Origin of the sequence: Actinomadura sp. 3N407 (assembly GCF_052245875.1) — a bacterium.
Lineage (GTDB): Bacteria > Actinomycetota > Actinomycetes > Streptosporangiales > Streptosporangiaceae > Spirillospora.
In genome coordinates this window covers 154,552-175,242 of sequence record NZ_JBQQBP010000006.1, presented here as the reverse complement: position 1 = coordinate 175,242, position 20,691 = coordinate 154,552, and the positions used below count along the sequence as shown (strand labels likewise).

The 20,691-nt window shown below is 73.3% G+C and carries 24 protein-coding genes; 17 read left to right on the top strand and 7 right to left on the bottom strand.

Features of this window, described 5'->3' with window-relative positions; all coding sequences use genetic code 11:
* Positions 1–3 precede the first annotated feature (3 nt).
* The 8 genes from hisD to ACTWPP_RS17230 all read left to right on the top strand — a co-directional run bounded on the left by hisD (position 4) and on the right by ACTWPP_RS17230 (position 5,804).
* On the top strand, positions 4–1,311 hold the full coding sequence (gene hisD, locus ACTWPP_RS17265) for a histidinol dehydrogenase (protein WP_443105281.1): 1,308 nt from the start codon (positions 4–6) through the stop codon (positions 1,309–1,311).
* Positions 1,308–2,396, top strand: coding sequence for a histidinol-phosphate transaminase (locus tag ACTWPP_RS17260; protein WP_443105280.1), 1,089 nt, complete (start codon positions 1,308–1,310; stop codon positions 2,394–2,396). Before hisD ends, ACTWPP_RS17260 begins: the two co-directional genes overlap by 4 nt.
* Complete coding sequence (gene hisB / locus ACTWPP_RS17255) at positions 2,393–2,986, top strand: imidazoleglycerol-phosphate dehydratase HisB (RefSeq protein WP_443105279.1); 594 nt, start codon at positions 2,393–2,395, stop codon at positions 2,984–2,986. Before ACTWPP_RS17260 ends, hisB begins: the two co-directional genes overlap by 4 nt.
* Before the next feature lie 2 nt (positions 2,987–2,988).
* Positions 2,989–3,159: a hypothetical protein gene (locus ACTWPP_RS17250; protein WP_443105278.1), complete on the top strand. Its 171-nt coding sequence runs from the start codon at positions 2,989–2,991 to the stop codon at positions 3,157–3,159.
* Between the two features lie 15 nt (positions 3,160–3,174).
* A complete protein-coding gene (gene hisH, locus ACTWPP_RS17245) occupies positions 3,175–3,810 on the top strand; it encodes an imidazole glycerol phosphate synthase subunit HisH (RefSeq protein ID WP_443105277.1) in 636 nt (211 codons plus the stop codon).
* A gap of 35 nt (positions 3,811–3,845) precedes the next feature.
* Complete coding sequence (gene priA / locus ACTWPP_RS17240; RefSeq protein WP_443105276.1) at positions 3,846–4,565, top strand: bifunctional 1-(5-phosphoribosyl)-5-((5-phosphoribosylamino)methylideneamino)imidazole-4-carboxamide isomerase/phosphoribosylanthranilate isomerase PriA; 720 nt, start codon at positions 3,846–3,848, stop codon at positions 4,563–4,565.
* On the top strand, positions 4,562–5,323 hold the full coding sequence (hisF, locus tag ACTWPP_RS17235; protein WP_443105275.1) for an imidazole glycerol phosphate synthase subunit HisF: 762 nt from the start codon (positions 4,562–4,564) through the stop codon (positions 5,321–5,323). Before priA ends, hisF begins: the two co-directional genes overlap by 4 nt.
* A 67-nt stretch (positions 5,324–5,390) precedes the next feature.
* Positions 5,391–5,804 carry an ATP-grasp domain-containing protein gene (locus ACTWPP_RS17230; RefSeq protein ID WP_443105274.1) on the top strand — a complete coding sequence of 138 codons (414 nt, stop codon included), beginning with the start codon at positions 5,391–5,393 and terminating at the stop codon, positions 5,802–5,804.
* Positions 5,805–5,815: 11 nt separating this feature from the next.
* Here the strand turns inward: ACTWPP_RS17230 and ACTWPP_RS17225 are convergent, their stop codons facing one another.
* Positions 5,816–7,468: a CocE/NonD family hydrolase gene (locus ACTWPP_RS17225; RefSeq protein ID WP_443105273.1), complete on the bottom strand. Its 1,653-nt coding sequence runs from the start codon at positions 7,466–7,468 to the stop codon at positions 5,816–5,818.
* A 246-nt stretch (positions 7,469–7,714) separates the two neighbouring features.
* On the opposite strand from ACTWPP_RS17225, the gene ACTWPP_RS17220 reads away from it, so the two are divergent.
* Positions 7,715–8,332: a hypothetical protein gene (locus ACTWPP_RS17220; protein ID WP_443105272.1), complete on the top strand. Its 618-nt coding sequence runs from the start codon at positions 7,715–7,717 to the stop codon at positions 8,330–8,332.
* Between the two features lie 25 nt (positions 8,333–8,357).
* On the opposite strand, the gene ACTWPP_RS17215 is transcribed toward ACTWPP_RS17220, so the two are convergent.
* Positions 8,358–9,533, bottom strand: a complete 1,176-nt coding sequence (locus tag ACTWPP_RS17215; protein ID WP_443105271.1) for a winged helix DNA-binding domain-containing protein — start codon at positions 9,531–9,533, stop codon at positions 8,358–8,360.
* Between the two features lie 19 nt (positions 9,534–9,552).
* Positions 9,553–9,897: a hypothetical protein gene (locus tag ACTWPP_RS17210; protein ID WP_443105270.1), complete on the bottom strand. Its 345-nt coding sequence runs from the start codon at positions 9,895–9,897 to the stop codon at positions 9,553–9,555.
* 124 nt (positions 9,898–10,021) lie between these two features.
* Here ACTWPP_RS17210 and ACTWPP_RS17205 point away from each other — a divergent pair, with 124 nt between their 5' ends.
* Complete coding sequence (locus ACTWPP_RS17205) at positions 10,022–10,648, top strand: phosphorylase family protein (protein ID WP_443105269.1); 627 nt, start codon at positions 10,022–10,024, stop codon at positions 10,646–10,648.
* A gap of 10 nt (positions 10,649–10,658) precedes the next feature.
* On the opposite strand, the gene ACTWPP_RS17200 is transcribed toward ACTWPP_RS17205, so the two are convergent.
* The 4 genes from ACTWPP_RS17200 to ACTWPP_RS17185 form a co-directional block, all read right to left on the bottom strand.
* Positions 10,659–11,117, bottom strand: a complete 459-nt coding sequence (locus ACTWPP_RS17200; RefSeq protein WP_443105268.1) for a hypothetical protein — start codon at positions 11,115–11,117, stop codon at positions 10,659–10,661.
* 79 nt (positions 11,118–11,196) lie between these two features.
* Positions 11,197–12,453: a hypothetical protein gene (locus tag ACTWPP_RS17195; RefSeq protein ID WP_443105267.1), complete on the bottom strand. Its 1,257-nt coding sequence runs from the start codon at positions 12,451–12,453 to the stop codon at positions 11,197–11,199.
* Between the two features lie 72 nt (positions 12,454–12,525).
* Positions 12,526–14,340 (bottom strand): ABC transporter ATP-binding protein, encoded by a 1,815-nt coding sequence (locus ACTWPP_RS17190; RefSeq protein WP_443105266.1) that lies wholly within the window; start codon positions 14,338–14,340, stop codon positions 12,526–12,528.
* Positions 14,337–16,172 (bottom strand): ABC transporter ATP-binding protein, encoded by a 1,836-nt coding sequence (locus ACTWPP_RS17185; protein WP_443105575.1) that lies wholly within the window; start codon positions 16,170–16,172, stop codon positions 14,337–14,339. Before ACTWPP_RS17185 ends, ACTWPP_RS17190 begins: the two co-directional genes overlap by 4 nt.
* Positions 16,173–16,357: 185 nt before the next feature.
* On the opposite strand from ACTWPP_RS17185, the gene ACTWPP_RS17180 reads away from it, so the two are divergent.
* From ACTWPP_RS17180 to trpC, 7 genes are all read left to right on the top strand, one after another.
* Positions 16,358–17,035, top strand: coding sequence for a TIGR03085 family metal-binding protein (locus tag ACTWPP_RS17180; RefSeq protein ID WP_443105265.1), 678 nt, complete (start codon positions 16,358–16,360; stop codon positions 17,033–17,035).
* Positions 17,036–17,287: 252 nt separating this feature from the next.
* Positions 17,288–17,494: a cold-shock protein gene (locus ACTWPP_RS17175; protein WP_018657218.1), complete on the top strand. Its 207-nt coding sequence runs from the start codon at positions 17,288–17,290 to the stop codon at positions 17,492–17,494.
* Between the two features lie 135 nt (positions 17,495–17,629).
* On the top strand, positions 17,630–18,013 hold the full coding sequence (hisI, locus tag ACTWPP_RS17170) for a phosphoribosyl-AMP cyclohydrolase (protein ID WP_443105264.1): 384 nt from the start codon (positions 17,630–17,632) through the stop codon (positions 18,011–18,013).
* Entirely contained in the window at positions 18,010–18,615 is a 606-nt protein-coding gene (locus ACTWPP_RS17165; protein ID WP_443105263.1) for a Trp biosynthesis-associated membrane protein, read from the top strand. The genes hisI and ACTWPP_RS17165 overlap by 4 nt, the downstream gene beginning before the upstream one ends.
* Entirely contained in the window at positions 18,612–19,277 is a 666-nt protein-coding gene (locus tag ACTWPP_RS17160; protein WP_443105262.1) for a response regulator transcription factor, read from the top strand. The genes ACTWPP_RS17165 and ACTWPP_RS17160 overlap by 4 nt, the downstream gene beginning before the upstream one ends.
* Positions 19,278–19,318: 41 nt before the next feature.
* Entirely contained in the window at positions 19,319–19,768 is a 450-nt protein-coding gene (locus ACTWPP_RS17155) for a DUF2752 domain-containing protein (RefSeq protein WP_443105261.1), read from the top strand.
* 102 nt (positions 19,769–19,870) lie between these two features.
* The gene (gene trpC, locus ACTWPP_RS17150; protein WP_443105260.1) at positions 19,871–20,677 is read left to right on the top strand and encodes an indole-3-glycerol phosphate synthase TrpC; all 807 of its coding nucleotides are present in this window, start codon (positions 19,871–19,873) and stop codon (positions 20,675–20,677) included.
* Positions 20,678–20,691: the final 14 nt, after the last annotated feature.

Here is a 20,691-nt window from a genome sequence, read left to right as displayed (position 1 = left end):
CGGGTGATTTCCCGTATCGACCTGCGCGGCTCGCTACCCGGCGATCTGCGCTCCGTGCTGCCCCGCGCCGAACTCGACGTCGAGGCCGCCCTGGACAAGGTGCGGCCCATCTGTGAGGACGTCCGCCATCGGGGTTCGGAGGCGGTCCGGGAGCACACGAAGAACTTCGACGGGGTCGACCTGGAGAGCGCCCGGGTCCCGGTCGAGGCCGTCCACCGGGCCCTCGCCGAACTCGACCCCGCCGTCCGCGACGCGCTGGAGGAGAGCATCCGCCGCGCCCGCGTCGTCCACCGCGCCCAGCGCCGCACCGACGTCACCACGCGGGTCGTGCCCGGCGGCACCGTCACCGAACGCTGGATCCCGGTCGGACGCGTCGGGCTGTACGTCCCGGGCGGGCGCGCCGTGTACCCGTCCAGCGTGGTCATGAACGTCGTGCCCGCGCAGGAGGCCGGGGTCGGCTCCCTCGCCGTGACCTCGCCCGCGCAGCGCGGCTTCGGCGGGCTGCCGCACCCGGCGATCCTGGCCGCGTGCGCGCTCCTCGGCGTCGACGAGGTGTACGCCGCGGGCGGTGCGCAGGCGATCGCGATGTTCGCCTACGGCACCGGCGAGTGCCCCCGCGCCGACCTCGTCACCGGGCCCGGCAACGTCTACGTCGCGGCCGCCAAACGGCTTCTCAAGGGCGTGATCGGCATCGACGCCGAAGCCGGCCCGACCGAGATCGCGATCCTCGCCGACACCACCGCGAACCCCGTGGACGTCGCCGCCGACCTGATCAGCCAGGCCGAGCACGACACGCTCGCCGCCGCCGTGCTGGTCACCGACTCGGCGCGGCTGGCCGACGACGTCGAGACCGAGCTGAAGGCGCAGGTCGCCCGCACCAGGCACGTCGAGCGGATCACCGAGGCCCTCGCCGGGCGGCAGTCCGGCATCGTCCTGGTCGACGACGTCGAGGACGGCCTCAGGGTCGTGGACGCCTACGCCGCCGAGCACCTGGAGATCCAGACCGCCGACGCCTCCGCCGTCGCCGCCCGCGTCCGCAACGCCGGTGCGATCTTCGTGGGGCGGCACGCCCCGGTGTCGCTCGGCGACTACCTCGCCGGGTCCAACCACGTGCTGCCGACCGGTGGGTGCGCCTGCCACTCGTCCGGGCTGTCGGTCCAGTCGTTCCTGCGCGGCGTCCACGTCGTCGAGTACGACCGCGACGCGCTCGCCGGCGCCACCGCCCGCGTGGTCGCGCTCGCAGAGGCGGAGGACCTGCCCGCCCACGGCGCCGCGCTCAAGGCCCGCTTCGACTGGGAGATCCCCTCGTGACCTCGCTCGACGACCTGCCGCTGCGAGACGACCTGCGGGGCCGCGAACCCTACGGAGCGCCCCAGCTCGACGTCCCGTACGCGCTGAACACCAACGAGAACCCGTATCCGCCGTCCGAGCGGCTGGTGAAGGCCGTCGGCGAGGCCGTCATGGACGTCGCCGGGACGCTGAACCGCTACCCCGACCGTGACGCCGTCGCGCTCCGCGAGGACCTCGCCGCGTTCCTGAACGCCGACACGCCCGGCATCGGCCTCACCGCGGAACGGGTGTGGGCCGCGAACGGCTCCAACGAGATCCTCCAGCAGATCCTGCTGGCGTTCGGCGGGACGGGCCGCAGCGCGCTCGGCTTCGAGCCGTCCTACTCGATGCACCCGATCATCACCGGGGTGTCGGGGACGCGCTGGATCAGCGCCTTCCGCGACGAGGACTTCGGGATCGATCCCGCCCGCGCGATCGAGGCCGTCGAGGAGCACCGGCCCGGCATCGTGTTCCTCACCTCGCCGAACAACCCGACCGGGACGGCGCTGCCGCTGGAGGCGATCGAGGCCGTCGTGCGGGCCGCGCCCGGCATGGTCGTCGTCGACGAGGCCTACGGCGAGTTCCGCCGCCGGGAGACGCCGTCCGCGCTGACGCTGCTGGACGGCAACCCCCGGCTGATCGTCACCCGGACGATGTCCAAGGCGTTCGCGATGGCCGGGACCCGGCTCGGCTACCTGGCCGCCGACCCGGCCGTCCTCGAAGCGCTGCTGCTCGTCCGGCTGCCCTACCATCTGTCGGCCGTCACCCAGGCCGTGGCCCGCACCGCCCTCGCGCACGGCGAGGAACTGCTCGGCGGCGTCGGCGCGCTGCGCCGCGAACGCGACGACCTCGTCGCGTGGCTGCGGGCCGAGGGGTTCCGGGTGGCCGACTCCGACGCCAACTTCGTCCTGTTCGGGACGTTCCCGGAACGCCGCCGCGTCTGGGAGAACCTCCTCGAACGGGGCGTGCTGATCCGGGAGGTCGGGCCGCCCGAGTGGCTGCGGGTGACCGTCGGCACCCCGGACGAGATGGCCGCCTTCCGCACCGCACTGAAGGAGAGTCTGTGACGCGCAAGGGACGAGTCGAGCGCGGGACCAGAGAGACCCAGGTCCTCGTGGAGATCGACCTCGACGGGACCGGGCAGGTCGACGTCGCGACCGGCGTGGGGTTCTTCGACCACATGCTGGCCCAGCTCGGCAAGCACGGGTCGTTCGACCTGACCGTCAAGACCACCGGCGACCTGCACATCGACAGCCACCACACGATCGAGGACACCTCCATCGCGCTGGGCCAGGCGTTCCGGGAGGCGCTCGGCGACAAGGCCGGCATCCGCCGCTTCGCCGACGCGTCGATCCCCCTGGACGAGGCGCTCGCGCAGGTCACCGTGGACGTGTCCGGCCGCCCCTACCTCGTGCACGTCGAGCCGGACGGCATGGCCCCGATGATCGGCCCCGAGTACGACACCACGATGACCCGGCACATCTTCGAGTCGTTCGTGTCGAACGCGCGGGTGGCGCTGCACGTCCACGTCCCGTACGGGCGCAACGCCCACCACATCGTCGAGGCCCAGTTCAAGGCCCTCGCCCGCGCGCTGCGCGACGCCGTGGCGTTCGACCCGAAGGTGCACGGCGTCCCGTCGACCAAGGGGGCGCTGTAGCCGTGGACATCGGCGACCTGCACTTCACCTACGGCAACATCGCGCTCTTCGCGGTCGCGGTGTTCCTGCTGGCGGGCGTCTACAGCTTCGTCAAGCAGGGCATCAAGATCGGCGCGGTGATCCTGCTGGTCCTCGCCGGGCTGGCCATCGCCGGGGGCGTGTCGTGGCTGTGAAGGACTGATGCGACTGTGAAGGACATCGTCATCCTCGACTACGGGTCGGGGAACCTGCGCTCGGCCGAACGCGCCGTCGCCCGCGCCGGCGCCGCCGTGACGGTCACCGCCGACTGGGACGCCGCGCTCGCCGCCGACGGCCTGGTCGTGCCCGGCGTCGGCGCGTTCGCGGCGTGCATGGCGGGCCTGCGCTCGGTGCGCGGCGACCAGATCATCGGACGCCGCCTCGCCGGCGGGCGTCCCGTCCTCGGCATCTGCGTCGGCATGCAGATCCTGTTCACCAAGGGCATCGAGCACGGCGTCACCACCGAGGGCTGCGACGAGTGGCCCGGCACGGTCGACCGGCTCGACGCCCCGGTCGTCCCGCACATGGGCTGGAACACCGTGGACGTCCCCGGCGGCTCGGTCCTCTTCCGCGACCTGGAGGACGCCCGGTTCTACTTCGTCCACTCCTACGCGGCCCGCCGCTGGGACCTGGAGCCCGACCCGACCGGCCTCATCGAGGCGCCCCTGGTCACCTGGGCCGAGCACGGCGACCGTTTCGTCGCCGCCGTCGAGAACGGCCCGCTGTGCGCCACCCAGTTCCACCCGGAGAAGTCGGGCGACGCGGGAGCCGAACTGCTCCGCAACTGGCTCACCACCCTGTCCTGAGCTCGTCTTCCACGACCCGTCGATAAGGTTTCAGCATGACTTTGACGCTCCTTCCCGCCGTCGACGTCGCCGACGGCCAGGCGGTCCGCCTGGTCCAGGGCGAGGCCGGCACCGAGACCTCCTACGGCGCCCCGCTCGAGGCGGCGCTGGCGTGGCAGCGCGCGGGGGCGGAGTGGATCCATCTGGTCGACCTGGACGCCGCGTTCGGCCGCGGGTCCAACCGGGAGCTGCTCGCCGAGGTGACCGGGAAGCTGGACGTGAAGGTGGAGCTGTCCGGCGGCATCCGCGACGACGCGTCGCTGGAGGCGGCCCTGGCCACCGGCTGCGCCCGCGTCAACATCGGCACCGCCGCGCTGGAGGACCCCGGATGGTGCCGGAAGATCATCGCCTCGCACGGCGACAAGATCGCGGTGGGGCTGGACGTGCGCGGCACGACGCTCGCCGCGCGCGGCTGGACGCGGGAGGGCGGCGACCTGTGGGACGTCCTCGCCCGGCTGGAGGACGACGGCTGCCCCCGCTACGTGGTCACCGACGTCACCAAGGACGGCACGCTGCGCGGCCCCAACACCGGGCTGCTCCGCGAGGTGTGCTCCCGGACCGACAGGCCCGTCATCGCGTCCGGCGGCGTCTCCTCCCTCGACGACCTGCGGACGCTGGCGGGTCTCGTCCCGGACGGTGTGGAGGGCGCGATCGTCGGCAAGGCGCTCTACGCGCGGGCGTTCACGCTCGAAGAGGCCCTGGAGGCCGTCAAGTGACCGTGGCCGTGCGGGTGATCCCGTGCCTCGACGTCGACGCCGGGCGCGTGGTCAAGGGCGTCAACTTCCAGAACCTGCGGGACGCCGGCGACCCCGTCGAGCTGGCCCGCCGCTACGACGCCGAGGGCGCCGACGAGCTGACGTTCCTCGACATCACCGCGTCCAGCGCCGACCGCTCCACGACCTACGACGTCGTCCGCCGCACCGCCGAGCAGGTGTTCATCCCGCTCACGGTCGGCGGCGGCGTCCGGACCGTCGAGGACGTCGACCGGCTGCTGCGCGCGGGCGCCGACAAGGTGTCGATCAACACGGCCGCGATCGCGCGCCCCGAGTTCCTGCGGGAGGCCGCGCACCGGTTCGGGTCGCAGTGCGTCGTGCTGTCGGTGGACGCGCGCCGGGCCGGCGGCACCGAGTCGGGGTTCGAGGTGACCACGCACGGCGGCCGCAAGGGGACCGGCATCGACGCGGTCGAGTGGGCCCGCCGCGGCCAGGCCCTCGGCGTCGGCGAGATCCTGCTGAACTCCATGGACGCCGACGGCACCAAGGCCGGCTTCGACCTGGAGATGCTGCGCCTCGTCCGGGAGGCGGTGACCGTGCCGGTGATCGCCAGCGGCGGCGCCGGAGCCGTCGAGCATTTCGTCCCCGCCGTGGACGCGGGAGCGGACGCCGTTCTGGCCGCCAGCGTCTTCCACTTCGGCCAGCTGAAGATCTCCGAGGTCAAGGCCGCGCTGGACGCCGCCGGGCAGCCCGTGCGCTGAACAGGAAGCCCTCCGCACGACCATCGCGTTCGCGACCTGCTCCCTGCTGCCCGACGGGAACGACGACGTGCCGGCCCTGATCGCCGCACTCGGCTCCCTCGGCATCGGCGCCGAGCCTGTCATCTGGGACGGCGACGTCGACTGGTCCCGCCACGACCTGGTCGTCATCCGCTCCACCTGGGACTACACCGGAAGGCGCGACGCGTTCGTGGCGTGGGCGGAGAGCCTGCCGCACGTCCTGAACCCCGCCGGCGTCGTCCGCTGGAACACCGACAAGCGCTACCTCCGCGACCTGTCCGACGCGGGCCTGCCGGTCGTCCCGACCCTGTGGGACCCGGACGACGTCCCGTCCGGCTGGCCCGAGTACGTGATCAAGCCGGCCGTCTCGATCGGCTCCCGCGACACGGCCCGCTGGGGGCCGGGCGAGGAGGACGCGGCCCGCGTTGTGCTCATTGCAGTGCCCTCGGCGGTCGGGCGTTGAACGCCCTCCCTTCAACGGGCACTGCAATGAACAGGCAGGATGATCGCGGACGGGTGGTCCGGGTCGTGGAAGAGCTCCTGGTGCGCCGCCACCATCCGGCTCGCGGTGGCGAGCGGCTCCCCGGTGCCGGGGTTGGCGGCGACCTTGGGGTGGGCGCCGCTGGTGACGTGGACGCGGACCTTGTGGCCGCGTGCGAACCGGTGCCCGGTCGGCCACAGGTCGACGGCGATGCGGCGGACGCCGGCGGTCCCGACGGGCTTGTCCGCGGCGGCGGGCAACCGCAGGCCGCCCTCGCAGACGTTGCGGGACGTGCCGTCCGGGGCGACGTCGCAGAGCCGGACGATGAAGTCGGTGTGCTCGCGGTCGGAGCGGACGAACAGGTCCGCGCCGACCGGGCCGATGACGTCGAGGTCGCCGGTCAGGGCGGGGGAGGTGAACACCAGGACGTCGGGGCGCCGCTCCAGCGGCCGGTTGTCGACCGGGCGGGAGCTGCCGAGCAGGGTGGGGCCGCCGAGCGCGGGCGTCGGGCGGGCCGGGTCGAACCGGTAGGTGCTGGCGGGGGCGTCCTGCGGGCCGTCCTCGCCGAGACCGTGGCCGGCGTGCAGGTGCCAGCGCGTCTGGCGCGTCCCCGGCGGCGGCCAGTCGCGGTAGTGCCGCCACTCCCGCGCGCCCGTCACGTAGACGCGGACGGGGTCGGCGCGCAGCCCGGACGTGTCGCCGAGCAGGTGGGCGCGGAACCAGGCGAGGGACTCGCGCAGCGACGGCAGGCCGTGCCGGGCGTCGGTGTGCCACCAGGGGCCGATGGTCAGGTACGGGGCGTGCCCGGCGGCGCGCAGCGCGAGATAGTCCTTGAGCTGCCACGGCAGGAAAACGTCGTACCAGCCGCCGAGGAGGCTGACGGGCGCCTCGACGCCGCCGACCGTCCCGCTGAAGTCGCGGTTCTCCCAGTAGCCGTCCGCGGCCGTGTGGTTGGTGAGGAGGTCCTGGTAGAACCGCATATGCTCCCCGCCGGTCAGCACGTCCAGCTCCGCGAGGGGACGGCCGGAGCGGGCGGCGCGGACGGCGCGGCGGCGCGACAGCAGCGGCGCGGTCAGCAGCCCGAACGGCTGCTTCTGCCGGTGTGTGAGGTCGGTCCAGGTGAGGGTGGACTCCAGCGCGAACGACCCGCCGACGTAGGCGGCGTCCCGGAACGAGGACGCGGTGATCTGCAGGGACATCGCCTTCAGCTCCGGTCCCGCCTCGGCCGCGACCGCCCATGCGGAGTAGCCGAGGTAGCTGGCGCCGTAGGTGGCGAACGCGCCGTTGAACCACGGCTGTGTCTTCAGCCACTCCACGGTGGCGAGCCCGTCTTCGCGTTCGGTGCCGAGCGGGTCGAACTCGCCGCCGGAACCGAATGTGCCGCGCGCGCTCTGCACGACAAGCTGGAATCCGAAGGGGACGAGCAGCAGTCCGTTGGCCAGCGCCGCAGGGCCGCGCCGCCCGTAGGGCGTCCGCACCAGGATGGTGGGCGGGCGGTGCACGCCGCTGGGGACGTACCGGTCGGCGAGGAGCGTCACGCCGTCCGGCATGGTGACCGGCAGGTCGCGCTCGACGGTGTAGGGGGCGAGTCCGCGGGGGCGGCGGAGGCGGATCGGTGGTGCGGGCAGTCGGTCCCACAGGGCCATGCTGTCTCCCAGACGGCTGTCTCCGTGCGCGCCATCGGTTGCTACTACCTAGTAAGGTATCTGTTCCGGCTGCCTGCGATCGCCACGGCCGCCGGCGACCGCCGGTCGGACGTGCCGGTGCCCCCGTTGGAGACCCGTCCGAAACGCGACGATCAGCAGCCCCTTACAAATGGCATCTCTGGCGGGGTGCAAACTTGTCTGAGATCGTTGCGTTTCTGCACAACCGGCTCTGCAGGGGGAACACTGATGTGGCCCGGGTCGAACCCTCCGCTTGAACCGCCGCCCACGGGGCGCGGCCAGGCGGTGCCGTCCTGGCCCCGGGCGCAGCAGATCAAACCGGGTGCCGGCTGGTACGCCCTGCCCGTCGTCCTGATCCTCGTGGCGATCGCCGGGTTCTTCACCGTGTTCGCGTTCCTGTGGGACGACTCCCAGGTCGCGGACGGCCGGTCGGCGACCGGAGACCCCGTGGCCGGGGTCCGCGTCGAGCTCTCGGAGGGGTACGGCTACTTCATCTACGTGCGGATCGGCGAGTCCTCGCCCTTCGCGTGCTCGGTCGAGGTGGGGGAGCGGACCGGCCCCATCGGGCTGACCAGGAAGAACTCCTGGAGCGCCGGCGAGCACCCGTCCTACCGCTACACCGCCACGTTCGAGGCGCCCGCGTCGGGGACGGCCATGCTCCGGTGCCGCGGCACCGTGGGCCCGATCCTGGTGACACCGGACGACACCGTCCACGGCTACCTGGGGCTCGCCGTCCTCGGCGCGATGGGGCTCGGAACCCTCGCGGCCGTCGCCTTCGTCGTCACCCTCGTCCGCCGCGGCGGCGCCAAGCGCAGAGCCGCCCTCCCCGGCCCCTACGGCCACTGACCGGAGGCGGAGCCCCGCGCCCGGGTCAGGACGTGAGTTCGCGCTGCAGCGGCGTGCGGAAGCGGGGCGTCGCGCGGATGTCGCCGTACCAGGCCGACAGGCGCCCGGCCTCATGGTCGATCGCGGCCTCGGCGTCGGCGCCGACGTCCTCCAGCAGGCGGACGGCGATCTCGCCGTCCTTGCGCTGGGCCCACCCGCCGACGACCCGGCCGTCCCACCAGACCGACGGGCCGATGTTGCCGTTCGTGTCGAACAGCGGAGGGCCGTGGTCGCCGAGGAACCAGCCGCGTTCGCGCCAGCCCATCGGCGTCGGGTCGAGGGCGGGCAGCAGCGCCGCCCACGGCTCCGGGGCGGGCACCGGCTCCAGGTCGTCGGACAGCACCACGCCGGTGCCGCCGCCGAGATCGACCTCGGTGACGTCGAGGAGCGCGAGGGCCTTGCCGACGTCGCCGGCGTTCCAGCCCGTCCACCACTTCAGGTCGGAGACCGGGGCGGGGCCGAACGCCCGCAGCCATCGGCGGACGAGGTCGGCGCGGGCGGCCCCGGCCGGGACGTCCTCGATGCCGCCGGGCAGCCAGGCCTCGACGGGCGACCACTTGTACTGGCTGCTGATCCACGTCCCGTTCGGGCGCCCCCGGACGATGAGGCCCTCACAGCCGAGAGTGACCAGGATCCACGTGGTGATGTTCGTGGGCTTGGAGTACGGCTTGCCGGGGGCCGGGTCGACCTGCGTCCGCAGCCGGGGCTCGTCCGCGCTGAGCTGCGCGCCCGTCGCCTCCCCGCGCGCCAGCAGCGCCCGGTGCGCGGCCTCCTCGACCTCCGCGAACCAGGCGGGGACGTCGGGGATGTCGCTGCCGCGCTCGATGATCCGCGCGTAGGCGGCGCGCTGCTTGGCGGCCAGGGCGTTCGCCGTGGAGGCCTGCAGGACCGGGACGAGCTCGACGGGCGCGACGAACATCGTCCGGCGCATCGCGAGCATCCGCAGCAGCGTCCGCTCGTCGTACAGGGCCCGCTCCACCGCCTCCGGGGCGGTGCCGACGCTGCGCGCCGCGACCGACAGGAACACGGTGGCCGGGTCCGTGGCGTGCAGCACCACCATGGACCGCGCGACCTCACGGACGTCGTCGGTCCTGGCCTGGGGGGACAGCCGGTGGCGGAGACCGAGCCGGGCGCGGCGCTCGGCCACGTTCATCGAACGCATGAACGAATACTAGCGGGGATCAGCCGCCCCCGCCGCCGTTGGAGATCTTGACGACGACGTTGTCCTGGGTGACCGACTGGACCGAGACGTCGAAGCCCTCGGCCTGCTCGCCCTCGCCCGCCGGCACGGTCACGGTCTGGCCCGCGATCTTGAGGGTCACCATCTGGCCCTCCACCTTCACCAGCTCGGCCTTCACACCGAGGATGGAGGCACTCGCCTCGACGCCGCGGTCGAAGGTCACCGTGCACGCGTTCACGCTGCATTCGGTGGTGGCGTTCTCACTGCCGCACCCGGCGGCGGCACCGAGCGGCAGCAGGGCGAACGGGAGGACGGCCAGCTTCCGCCGGAGGGGAAAGGGTCTCATGCGGGGAGTCTAAGGGGACCGTCCGCCCGCTTCGCCCCCCGGAGGGCGGATTCGCGCGGGACGGATGTGGTACCCCACGGTGACGCAACTGGATCTCCGGGTGACATCGTGTTTCGCTGGAACCGTGACCAGTGACGATGCCGTGGAGTCACGGCCCGTGGTGGGGCCGGTGGTGTGCGCGGCGCTGCGCGTGGAGGCCCGCGCGGTCCGCCGCGGCCTCACCCGCACGCCGGTCGTGGTCGTCGGCTACCGCGCCCGGTACGCCGACCGGCTGCCGGACTCCTGCGCCGCCCTCGTCACGATGGGCTTCGGGGGCGCGCTCGACGAGCGGCTGCGGCCGGGGGACGTCCTGGTCGCCGACGAGATCCGCGGCACCGGCCCGGGAACGGACCCGGTGCCGTGCAGCGCGCCGCGCCTGCTCGCCGAGGAGCTCATCCGGGACGGCCTCAGCGTGCAGGTCGGGCCGCTGGTGACCACCCGCCGCGTCGTCCGCGGCAGGGAACGGGCGATCTGGGCGGCACAGGGCGCACGGGTGGCGGACATGGAGTCGGCCGTGGTCGCCGCGCGGGCCGGCTCCCGGCCGGTCGCCGCCGTCCGGGTCGTCGTCGACGGCCCCGGGCATCCGCTGTGGCACCCGGGCCTGATCGGCCGTGGCCTGGCCGCGCGGCGCGTCCTGGCGCGCACCGGGCCCGCCCTCGAACGCTGGGGCGTCCTGCTGGTGCGCGGTGCGGACGACACGCACACCTCCTGACCGGGCCGCCTCAGCCGCCCGAGCCGTGCCCGCCCGAGCCGTGCCCGCCCGAGCCGTTGCCCCAGCTGTGGGTGTCCCCGTGCACGATCTTGCCGCCGAGGTCCTTGCGGATCGTCTGCAGGGTCTTCTCCTGGCTCACCACCACCCAGCGGGCGCCGACCAGGTACACCCCGCCCCACGGCTTGGCCTCCTTCAGCCAGGCGTCCATGTTCTTGTCGGTGGTGAAGCTGAGCAGGACGTAACGCCCGAGGTCGTTCTTGCAGTTCCCCTGCTCCATGTCCTTCACTTTGCGCTTGCCGGTCGGGGAGCAGTCCGTCTGCTCGGCGAGCTCCTTCAGGCTGGCCGGCTCGGCGGTCTTGGCGCCGTCCGAGGCGCCCGCGCCGCCGCACCCCGCCGCGAGGGGCAGTGTCAGGGCGGCGGCGCACAGCAGGGCCTGCTTTTTCGGGCCGAGGTGGTGTCGGGAACTCATCGCTGATCCTCCGGGGTGAGATGCGCGATTCGGGAGGTGAATACGCACCCCGCCCCGGAGAGGTTCACCGGACGTGGTCTCAGGTCATCAGGCGGGCGGCCGCGGCGGTACGGACGTCGGGTTCCTCGCCGGTGTCGTGATGCAGCCGCTGCAGCCGGATCCGTGTGTCACGGGTGAGCGGAGCGAACCGCGCGGCCTCGCGCCGCACCCCCTCCTCGCAGTCCCACAGCCCCTCGATGGTGTAGGACTCGGCCGTGTGCGGGGCCGTCCGGGTCAACGCGGTCAATATCCGGGGTCTCAGGAAAGCGTAGGTGGATTCGGTCCAAGCGGACTTCAGCAGGGGAACGGCCTCACCGGCGCGTAGCCGCCCCAGCCCCTCGATCGGGCTCGCGGCGGCCCGCCACTCCCGCTGGTCGAGGGCCGTGCGCAGCTCGTCCATGAGCAGCGGGACGTCCTGGCGGGTGCCGTAGCGGGCGAGGATGCTCAGCCCCATGTCCGCGCAGCCGCCGCGCTCGGCCGCCCACGCCCGCGCCCGCGGCAGCGTCTCAGGCCCGTACTCCCGCAGCGCCCGGCACACCGCGCCGCCGTACCGGCTCGGCCGCTGCGGCAGCAGTTCCTCCGCGAGGTCGAGCAGCGCGAGGGTCCGCCGCCGGCCCAGCTCGAAGATCGCCCCGATGGCGCCCTCGCCCCGGCGCCTGGCCAGGTCCAGCAGCTCGTCCTCGCTCTGCAGATCCCGCCCGGACGCCGTGACCATGGCCCTGCGCGCCGCCCGGCCCGCCTCCCGCTGGCGCGCCCGGGCCTCGGCTATGCGCGGCTGCCGCGCCGCCCACGTCTCGATCACGGGGTTGTGGTGGGCCGGGATCAGCAGCGCCAGATCGGAGTCGTCGCACCGGGCGGCGACCAGCTCGTCCAAACCGATGGTCAGTGACGGATCCGCAAGGTCGATCAGCTCTTCCACCGCGTCGAACCACTGCGCGCCCTCCTCGGCGTACCGCCGCAGCGGTCTCGCCGCCTCCCGCCGGCTCAGCCGCACCAGGTCGGCCAGCACGCCGAGCGCCAGATCCACCCGCCACTCGTCGCCGTCGACCTGGTCGGACGGGTCGAACAGGTGCGCCGCGACCGGCCCCGCCGGCATCTCCAGATCGACCATCAACCGGGCGTAGTACAGCCGCCGTGACTCGCATTGGCGGTCCCACCGCGGGTCCCGCCGGACGCAGTCGTAGACGTACTCGCCCGCGCCGCGCTTGTCCGCCGCGCGCCGCGCGGCCCTCCCGAGCCCCCGCTGCAGCTGACCGTGCAGCGTGCCCGCCGATTCCAACACGACTCCGTTGCTCACCCCAGCAGAATGCGCATCAGATCAGATATCGGGCAAGTCCTTTAGCGGTGTTTGCGCAGGCGACCGCGATGATCACAGGGCTCGCTGGGCGATCCACGAGTGATGGAGGTCGGCGTAGACGCCCGGGCGGGCGACCAGGTCGGCGTGGGGGCCGCGCTGGACGATCCGGCCCGCGTCGAAGACGATGATCTCGTCGGCCGTCTCCGCCGTGGACAGCCGGTGCGCGATGGAGATCGCGGTGCGGCCGCGGGTCACCCCGTCGAGCGCCCGCTGGATCCGCACCTCCGTGGCGGGGTCCACGGCGGAGGTCGCCTCGTCCAGGACGAGGAGGTCCGGGTCGGCGACGTAGGCGCGGGCCAGCGCGACGAGCTGCCGCTCACCCGCCGACATCGACTCGCCGCGCTGCCCGACGGGCGTGGCCAGGCCGCCCGGCAGCCCGTCGAGCCAGTCGGCGAGGCCGAGCTCGGTCAGGGCCAGGACGAGGTCGTCGTCGGAGGCGTCCGGGCGCCCGTAGCGGATGTTGTCCGCCAGCGAGGCGTCGAAGAGGAAGCCGTCCTGCGGCACCATGACGATCCGCTCGCGCAGCGACGAGAACCGGACGCGGTCGAGCGGCACGCCGTCCACGAGGACCCGCCCGGACGCGGGGTCCATGAGCCGGGTGAGGAGCTTGGCGAACGTCGTCTTGCCCGAACCCGTCTGCCCGACGATCGCGACGCGGCTGCGCGGCGCGATGTCGACGCTCACGTCGTGCAGCACGGGCGGCCCGCCCGGGTAGGCGAACCCCACGGACTCGAACCGCACCTCGATCGGGCCGCGCGGCAGCGTCACGCCGCCGTCGCCCGGGTCGGCGACGTCCGGGACGGTGTCCAGCACGCCGAGCACCCGCCGCCACCCGGCGATCGCGTTCTGCGCCTGGTTGAACACCTCGGTGGCCGTCTGCATCGGGCTGACGAACAGCGTGACCAGGAACAGGAACGCGATGAGCTCACCGGCCGACAGCCGGCCGCCGATGCCGAGCAGCGTCCCGGCGATGACGACGCCGGCCGTGGCGGCGGCGGCGACCAGCTCGCTGACCGGGAAGGTGAGCGCGACCATGGCCTGGGCGCGGGTCTGGGCGTGGCGGTGGGCCTCCACGGTCTGGTCCACGCGCCGCCCGGTGCGCTCCTCCGACGCGTACGCGCGGATCACCGCGGCGCCGACCACCGACTCGCTGACCGCGGCCAGCATGTCGCCCATCCGCTCCCGCACCCGGATGTAGGCCGCGGAAAGGATCCGCTGGAAATGCCGCAGCGCCCACGCCAGCGGCAGGAACGACGCCCACACCAGCAGGGCCAGCTGCCACGAGTAGACGGCCATCAGCACGCTCGCCACGACCAGCTGCCCGATCGACACGATGAACATCAGCCCGCCCGACTGCATGAACTGGCTGATCTGGTCGACGTCGCTCGTCACCCGCGACACCATCGAGCCCCGCTTCTCACCGCTCTGGGTGAGCATCGACAGGTCGTGCACGTGCCGGAAAGCCTTGGTCCGCAGCCCCGCCAGACCGCCCTCGGACGTCTTGTACAGCCGGACGTTCATCAGGTACGCGCACACGGCCGTCACCAGCACGGCCACCGCGCACAGCAGCACCGCCGACCGGATGAAGCCGATGTCGGGGCCGCCGCCGGCGCCGCGGAGGCCCTTGTCGATCGTCTGCTGGACGGCGATGGGAACCACCACGCGCCCGGCCGTCGACACCAGCGCCAGCGCCAGCGTCCCGGCCAGCCCGGCCAGGAACTCGGGGCTCAGCAGGATTCCCCGCTTGAGCGTGCTGATGGCGCCCTCGGTCGTCGAGGTCTCGCTCAGCCCGGTGCCGTCCGGGCTCGTGCCGCTCATGATGGTCATGCCAGGGCCCCTTCGCCGCCTTCGACCGCTTCCTGCTCCGCCTCGGCCCTCTCGTAGGCGTTGACGAGGTTGCGGTAGCCCTCGGAGCTCTCCAGCAGTTCCGCGTGCGCGCCGCGTCCGGTGACGCGGCCGTGCTCCAGGTAGACGACTTCGTCGGCCAGCGCGATGGTGGCCTTGCGGTAGGCGACGACCAGGACGGTCGCGCCGCCGTCCCCGTTGCCGTCCCCGTCGCCGGACTGCGCGTCCCGGAGGTTCTGCAGGATGCGGGCCTCCACCTGCGAGTCGACGCTGGACGTGGCGTCGTCCAGGACGAGCAGCCGGGGGCGCCGCACCAGGGCGCGCGCCAGCGCGAGCCGCTGCCGCTGCCCGCCCGACAGCGTCGTCCCGCGCTCGCCCACCTTCGTGTCGAGCCCGCCGGCGAGCGCCGCGACGAAACCCTCCGCCTGGGCGAGGCGGAGCGCCTCCCAGACCCGCTCGTCGGGGACGTCCAGGCCGAGCGTCACGTTGCCCCGCACCGTGTCGTCGAACAGGAAGGTCTGCTGGGGGACGAGCGCCGCCGTCGCGGCGATCCCGCCGCGCTCGACGTCCCGCAGGTCCATGCCGTCCAGGAGCACCGATCCGTCCGCCGGGTCGACCAGCCGGACGAGCAGCGAGGTGAGCGTCGACTTGCCCGAGCCCGTCGGGCCGACCATCGCGATCGTCCGGCCGGGCGACGCGGCGAACGACACGTCGTGCAGGACGTGCCGCTCCGCGGCGCCGGCCCCGCCGTCCGCAGCCTCGGCGTCGCCGGACTGGTAGGCGAAGCGGACCTCGCGGACCTCCAGCGCGGTGGCCCGGCCCCCGCCGTCCAGGGAGCCGTCCCCGAACGGGAGGGACCCGCTCGCGTCCAGGACGCCGCGGACCCGCTCCCAGCCGACGACGCTGCGCGGCACCTCGCCCAGCACCCAGCCCAGTGCCCGGATCGGCCACGACAGCAGCGTGAACAGGTACGCGACGTTCACCAGGTCGCCCGGCGACATCGCCCCCGCCTCCAGCCGCATCGACCCGATCAGCAGGACGGCGAGGACGCCCAGGTTGGGCAGCGCCTCCAGCACCGGGTCGAACAGGCCGCGGATCCGGCCGACCGCCACGTTCGCGTCCCGCAGCGCCTCCGCCCGCTCGGTGAACCGCTCGGTCTCCGCCGTCTCCCGGCCGAGGGTCTTGACGACCAGGCCGCCCTCGAAGCTCTCGTGCGCCACTTCGCTGACCTCCGCGCGCAGCTGCTGCGCGCGGGTCGCGACCGGGGACAGCCGGCGCTGGTAGACGACGTTGATCAGCGCGATGGCGGGGAACACCAGGAACCCGACCCCGGCGACGACGAGGTCGGTGAACACGATCGACACCGCCGCGATCAGCAGCATGAACACCACGCCGACCGCCATCGGCAGCGGCGCGATCGGCGCCCACACCGCCTCCACGTCGGCGTTGGCGTTCGACAGAAGCTGCCCGGTCGGGTGCCGGTGGTGCCACGCCAGCGGCAGCCGCAGGTACTGCCGGGTCACCGAGCGCCGGTACTGGGCCTGCAGCCGGTACTGCATCAGGCCCGCGTAGAAACGCCGTCCCGCCACGCCGATCGCCTTCAGCAGCGCCACGCCCACGATCGCGGTGGCGGCCGTGGCCAGCGCTCCCGCCGTCGTGTGCCCGGACTCGAACGCCGGCAGCACGACCTCTTCGGCCGCCCAGCCGAGGACCTGCGCGCTCGCGACGGTCATCGCCGCGTACAGCACGCTGGCGAGCACCGACACCGTGAACACCCGCGGCTCGGCCTTCACCGCGACCCACAGGACGCCCATCCCGTCCCGGAGGACATGCGGGTTGACGCGTCTGGACGCAGGTGGCACGGCGACTCCTCAATCACGGCGGCGCCCGGGAACGCCCCCCGCGAGCGGGGCCGTGGGGGTTCGCGGGCCTGAATATCACCTACGATCCGGCCCCCGCGCTTATTCCCGGGCCGCCGGCCGCGGCCTACGATCAGGCGATGAGCACGCCCGAGGACGGCCCGGTCCCGTCCGGCCCCGATCCCGTCCGCCGCGAACGCCTGCTGCTGGCGGACGCCCTGGCGGAGGCGGGACCGGACGCGGCCACGAACTGCGCCGGCTGGGACGCCCGCGACCTGGCCGCCCATCTGGTCGTCCGCGAGGGCCGCCCCGACGCGGCCCCGGGGATACTGCTGTCACCGCTGTCCTTCTACACCGAGCGCGTACGGCGCCGGACGGCCCGCGCCGTCCCGTTCGACCGGCTGGTGGAACGGTTTCGGCAGGGACCGTCGAAGTTCTCGCCGTACGCCCTTCCCGGTGTTGACAAAATCGCCAACGGTGTTGAGTTCTTTGTTCACCATGAGGACATCCTGCGTGCGGCTCCGGACTGGGAGCCGCGGGACATCTCGCCGGAACTTGAGGAAGTGCTCTGGCGGAGGATAAAAATTGCCCGCTTTGTCCTAAGAAAGGTTCATGTCGAGGTAACGCTCGTCCAGCCGGACGGCCGGAGCGTGCGCGTGTCCGGCCGCGGCCGCGGCGCCCGCGGAGCCGTGCGCGTGCACGGCCCGGTGGGCGAACTGGTCCTGTGGACGCTGGGCCGCCGGGACGTCGCGAGGGTGCGCCTCACCGGGGCGACGGACGCTGTCAAGACCCTGACCGAGACCGGTTGGAGTCTTTAACGGGCAGGTAACGGCAGGGTTCGCCAAGAGGAGAATCGCGTCCCTTGTCGCTCCTCCGCTTTACGCGGAACCGGTGATACGGTGGGGCCGTCGGTTGCAGTCGTGGTTCTCGATCGTTTGTCCAGACGCCCGCGGACTGATGGCAGCGGGCGTTTTGGCTTTTCCGGGACCGTACCGGGAGGCGAGAGCGTGCCGCCGCGACCGCACGGGCCCGCGAGGTGTGGGCCCAGGTTTTGCCGCAAGGAGAAAGACATGCCCCAGCAGGGCACCGTGAAGTGGTTCAACGCCGAGAAGGGCTTCGGATTCATCGCCGTCGACGGCGGCGGGCCGGACGTCTTCGTGCACTACTCGGCTATCCAGTCCTCCGGATACCGCACGCTGGACGAGAACCAGCGCGTCCAGTTCGAGGTGACGCAGGGTAACCGGGGTCCGCAGGCTGACCAGGTCGTCCCCCTGTAGCACCCGTAGTCGTACGACTGGGCCCGCCCCTCCGGCCAGGGGGAGGCGGGTCTAGTCGTTTTGCGTTTCCGCATCGATCCGGCGCGGGCGTTACCCGCCTCCGCGGCGCGGTGGCCCTGCCATAGGATCGAGCCCATGTCAGTTCGACCGTCCGACCTGGACCCCAAGATCGCTGACCGGCTGAAGCGCGACCCGAACGGTCTCGTGCCCGCCATCGCCCAGCAGTACGACACCGGCGAGGTGCTCATGCTCGGCTGGATGGACGACGAGGCCCTGCACCGCACCCTCACGACCGGCCGCTGCACCTACTGGTCGCGCAGCCGCCGGGAATACTGGGTGAAGGGCGAGAGCTCCGGCCACCAGCAGTGGGTCAAGTCCGTCGCGCTGGACTGCGACGCCGACGCGATCCTGGTGAAGGTCGACCAGGTCGGCGCCGCCTGCCACACCGGCGACCGCACCTGCTGGGACGCCGACGTCCTTCCGGCCGTGGTCGGGGAACGACCAGACGCCGCCTCATGACCCCCGGGCGTGAACGCGGCCTGACGGCGCTGCTGTGCGCCGCCGGTTCGGGCCTCGCCCTGCTGGCCGCCGGGCGCACCTGGGCCACCGTCAGGGCCGAGGACGCCATCACCCCGCTCACCCGGAACCTCACCGGCGGCGACCTCGGCGGCGCCGCCGGCGCCCTCGGCCTGGCCGGCCTGGCGGGCCTCGCGGCCCTGTTCGCCACCCGCGGCCGTGTCCGCGCGGGCGTCGGCGTCCTCATCGCCCTGTTCGGCGCCGGCATCGCCTACGCCTCGGCCGCCGCCGTCCAGCGCTCGAACGTCCTGTCCGCCGCCGGCGACAAGAGCGCCCTGCTGGCCCTCGGCGGCGACCCCGCCCTCGACGTGAACCTGTGGTGGATCGTCTCCGTCACCGGCGGCGTCGTCCTCGCCGTCGCCGGCCTCCTCACCGCGGTCCGCGGCGGACGATGGCCGGGCATGTCCGCCCGCTACGAACGCGCGGCCCCGCCCGAGCACGCGCTCCCGCGCAGCGCGGCGGCCGAGGACGACGACCCGTCCGCCCTGTGGAAATCCCTCGACCGCGGCGAGGACCCCACCGCCCGGAAGAACGGCCGGCCGTGACCACCGACGGTGGCGGGCTCGTCCTCGTCGTCGAACACGACCCGGCCGTCGCCGAACTGCAACGCCGCTACCTCGCCCGCGAAGGCTTCGACGTCGAGATCGAGCCCGAACCCGCCCGCGCCCCCGCCGCCGCCCGGCGCAGCCGCCCGGACGTGGTCGTCCTCGACCTGTCCGCCTCGGCCCTCCCCGCCGACCTGTACCGCCGCGTGACCGAGGCCGCCCGCCCCGCCCCCGTCATCGCCGTCACCGGGCACCTGGACCCCGCCATCGGCCGCGCCCTCGGCGAACACCGCGTCGACCGTCCCTTCGGCCCCCGCGTCCTCGTCGCCGCCGTCGCCGAGGCGCTCCGCCGCGGCGTCCCCGCCGAAACGGCGGGCCCCCTGCGCGCGGGCCCGCTCGCCCTCGACCCCCGCGGCCGCGTCGCCGTCATCGGCGACCGCCGCGTCACCCTCACCGGCACCGAGTTCGACCTCCTGGAATTCCTGATGGGCAACCCCGGCCGCGTCTACACCCGCGAACAGCTCCTCGACGCCGCCTGGGGGCCGGGCGCCGGCGCCGGAAGCCGCACCGTGGACGTCCATGTGGCCCAGCTCCGCGCCAAACTGGGCGAACGCAACCCCATACGAACCGTCCGCGGCGTCGGCTACGTCCTGGACGCGTGATCCGTCGGGGCGCCCCCCGAGGTCCCGGCTAGGGTGGGGTTGTGACTCGGGTGCCCGTCCATTCGCGTGAGGAGCCGCGTTCGCCCGCAGTGCCCGGCGGGCGACGTTTCGTGCCGCAGGGGCTGGTGCTCGGCGGGGTCGTCGCGGGGGCGCTGGTCGTGGCGTTCAGGGATCCCGGTGAGGCGGGTCACTATCCGAGCTGCCCGTTCCTGGTCATGACCGGGTTCTACTGCCCCGGGTGCGGGATGATGCGGCTCGTCCACGCTCTCACGCATGGGGACGTGGGCACCGCCTTCGGGCTCAATCCGCTGCTGTTCGTCCTGCTGCCGGTGTTCGGCTACCTGTACGTGCGGTGGACGGTCCTGGCCGCGCGCGGAAGGCCGATGCGGACCGTGTTGTTCAAGCCGGTGGTGGCGTACTCGTTCGTCGGCCTTCTCGCCGTCTACTGGGTCGTCCGCAACCTCCCCTTCGCCGAGGCGCTGGCCCCGTGACCCGTGCCGTGCGGCCGGGGGCATGGGGGGCCGCACCCCGACGGGCGACGGCGGCGGCTACGATCGGTGCACGGAACGACCTGAAATAGGGGGCCTGCGACCTTGAGCGTTTTGGACGAGATCATCGAAGGCGTCCGGGCCGATCTCGCCGGAAGACAGCGTGAGGTTCCGCTCGACGTCCTGAAGGACAAGGCGGCCGCCGCCCCCGCCGCGCGGGACGCGCTCGGGGCGCTGCGCGGGCCCGGGGTCTCGGTGATCGCCGAGGTCAAGCGCAGCAGCCCGTCCAAGGGCGCGCTCGCCGCCATCGCCGACCCCGCGGCGCTGGCCCGCGACTACGAGGCGGGCGGCGCCAAGGTGATCAGCGTGCTGACGGAGCGGCGCCGGTTCGGCGGCAGCCTGGAGGACCTCGCGGAGGTCCGCGCGAACGTCGGTGCCTGCGTCCTGCGCAAGGACTTCATCGTCACCTCCTACCAGCTGTGGGAGGCGCGGGCGAACGGCGCCGACATGGCGCTGCTGATCGTCGCCGCGCTGGAGCAGGACGCGCTGGTGTCGCTGGTCGAGCGGGCCGAGTCGATGGGGCTCGTCCCGCTCGTGGAGGTGCACACCGAGGAGGAGGCCGTCCGCGCGGTGGACGCCGGCGCCAAGGTCATCGGCGTGAACGCCCGCGATCTGCGGACGCTGCACGTCGACCGCGGGGTGTTCGCGCGGGTCGCGCCGCTCATCCCCAAGGACGTCGTGAAGGTCGCCGAGTCGGGGGTGCGGGGGCCGCACGACCTGCTGGCCTACGCCTCCAGCGGCGCCGACGCGGTGCTGGTGGGGGAGAGCCTGGTGATCGGCAGGGATCCGCGGGCGGCGGTCGCCGACCTCGTCGCCGCCGGCGCCCATCCGGCGCTGCGGCAGAGCGGCTGACGGGGTGTGGGGGG

What these genes read in the sequence shown, in the direction of transcription:
- ACTWPP_RS17220 (WP_443105272.1), top strand. Translation starts at nt 7,715, where the DNA reads ATGTGGCCCGGGTCGAACCCTCCGCTTGAACCGCCGCCCACGGGGCGC.
- ACTWPP_RS17190 (WP_443105266.1), bottom strand. Translation starts at nt 14,340, where the DNA reads ATGACCATCATGAGCGGCACGAGCCCGGACGGCACCGGGCTGAGCGAG.
- ACTWPP_RS17210 (WP_443105270.1), bottom strand. Translation starts at nt 9,897, where the DNA reads ATGAGACCCTTTCCCCTCCGGCGGAAGCTGGCCGTCCTCCCGTTCGCC.
- ACTWPP_RS17225 (WP_443105273.1), bottom strand. Translation starts at nt 7,468, where the DNA reads ATGGCCCTGTGGGACCGACTGCCCGCACCACCGATCCGCCTCCGCCGC.
- ACTWPP_RS17175 (WP_018657218.1), top strand. Translation starts at nt 17,288, where the DNA reads ATGCCCCAGCAGGGCACCGTGAAGTGGTTCAACGCCGAGAAGGGCTTC.
- ACTWPP_RS17215 (WP_443105271.1), bottom strand. Translation starts at nt 9,533, where the DNA reads ATGCGTTCGATGAACGTGGCCGAGCGCCGCGCCCGGCTCGGTCTCCGC.
- hisI (WP_443105264.1), top strand. Translation starts at nt 17,630, where the DNA reads ATGTCAGTTCGACCGTCCGACCTGGACCCCAAGATCGCTGACCGGCTG.
- ACTWPP_RS17200 (WP_443105268.1), bottom strand. Translation starts at nt 11,117, where the DNA reads ATGAGTTCCCGACACCACCTCGGCCCGAAAAAGCAGGCCCTGCTGTGC.
- ACTWPP_RS17185 (WP_443105575.1), bottom strand. Translation starts at nt 16,172, where the DNA reads ATGGGCGTCCTGTGGGTCGCGGTGAAGGCCGAGCCGCGGGTGTTCACG.
- ACTWPP_RS17180 (WP_443105265.1), top strand. Translation starts at nt 16,358, where the DNA reads ATGAGCACGCCCGAGGACGGCCCGGTCCCGTCCGGCCCCGATCCCGTC.
- priA (WP_443105276.1), top strand. Translation starts at nt 3,846, where the DNA reads ATGACTTTGACGCTCCTTCCCGCCGTCGACGTCGCCGACGGCCAGGCG.
- ACTWPP_RS17165 (WP_443105263.1), top strand. Translation starts at nt 18,010, where the DNA reads ATGACCCCCGGGCGTGAACGCGGCCTGACGGCGCTGCTGTGCGCCGCC.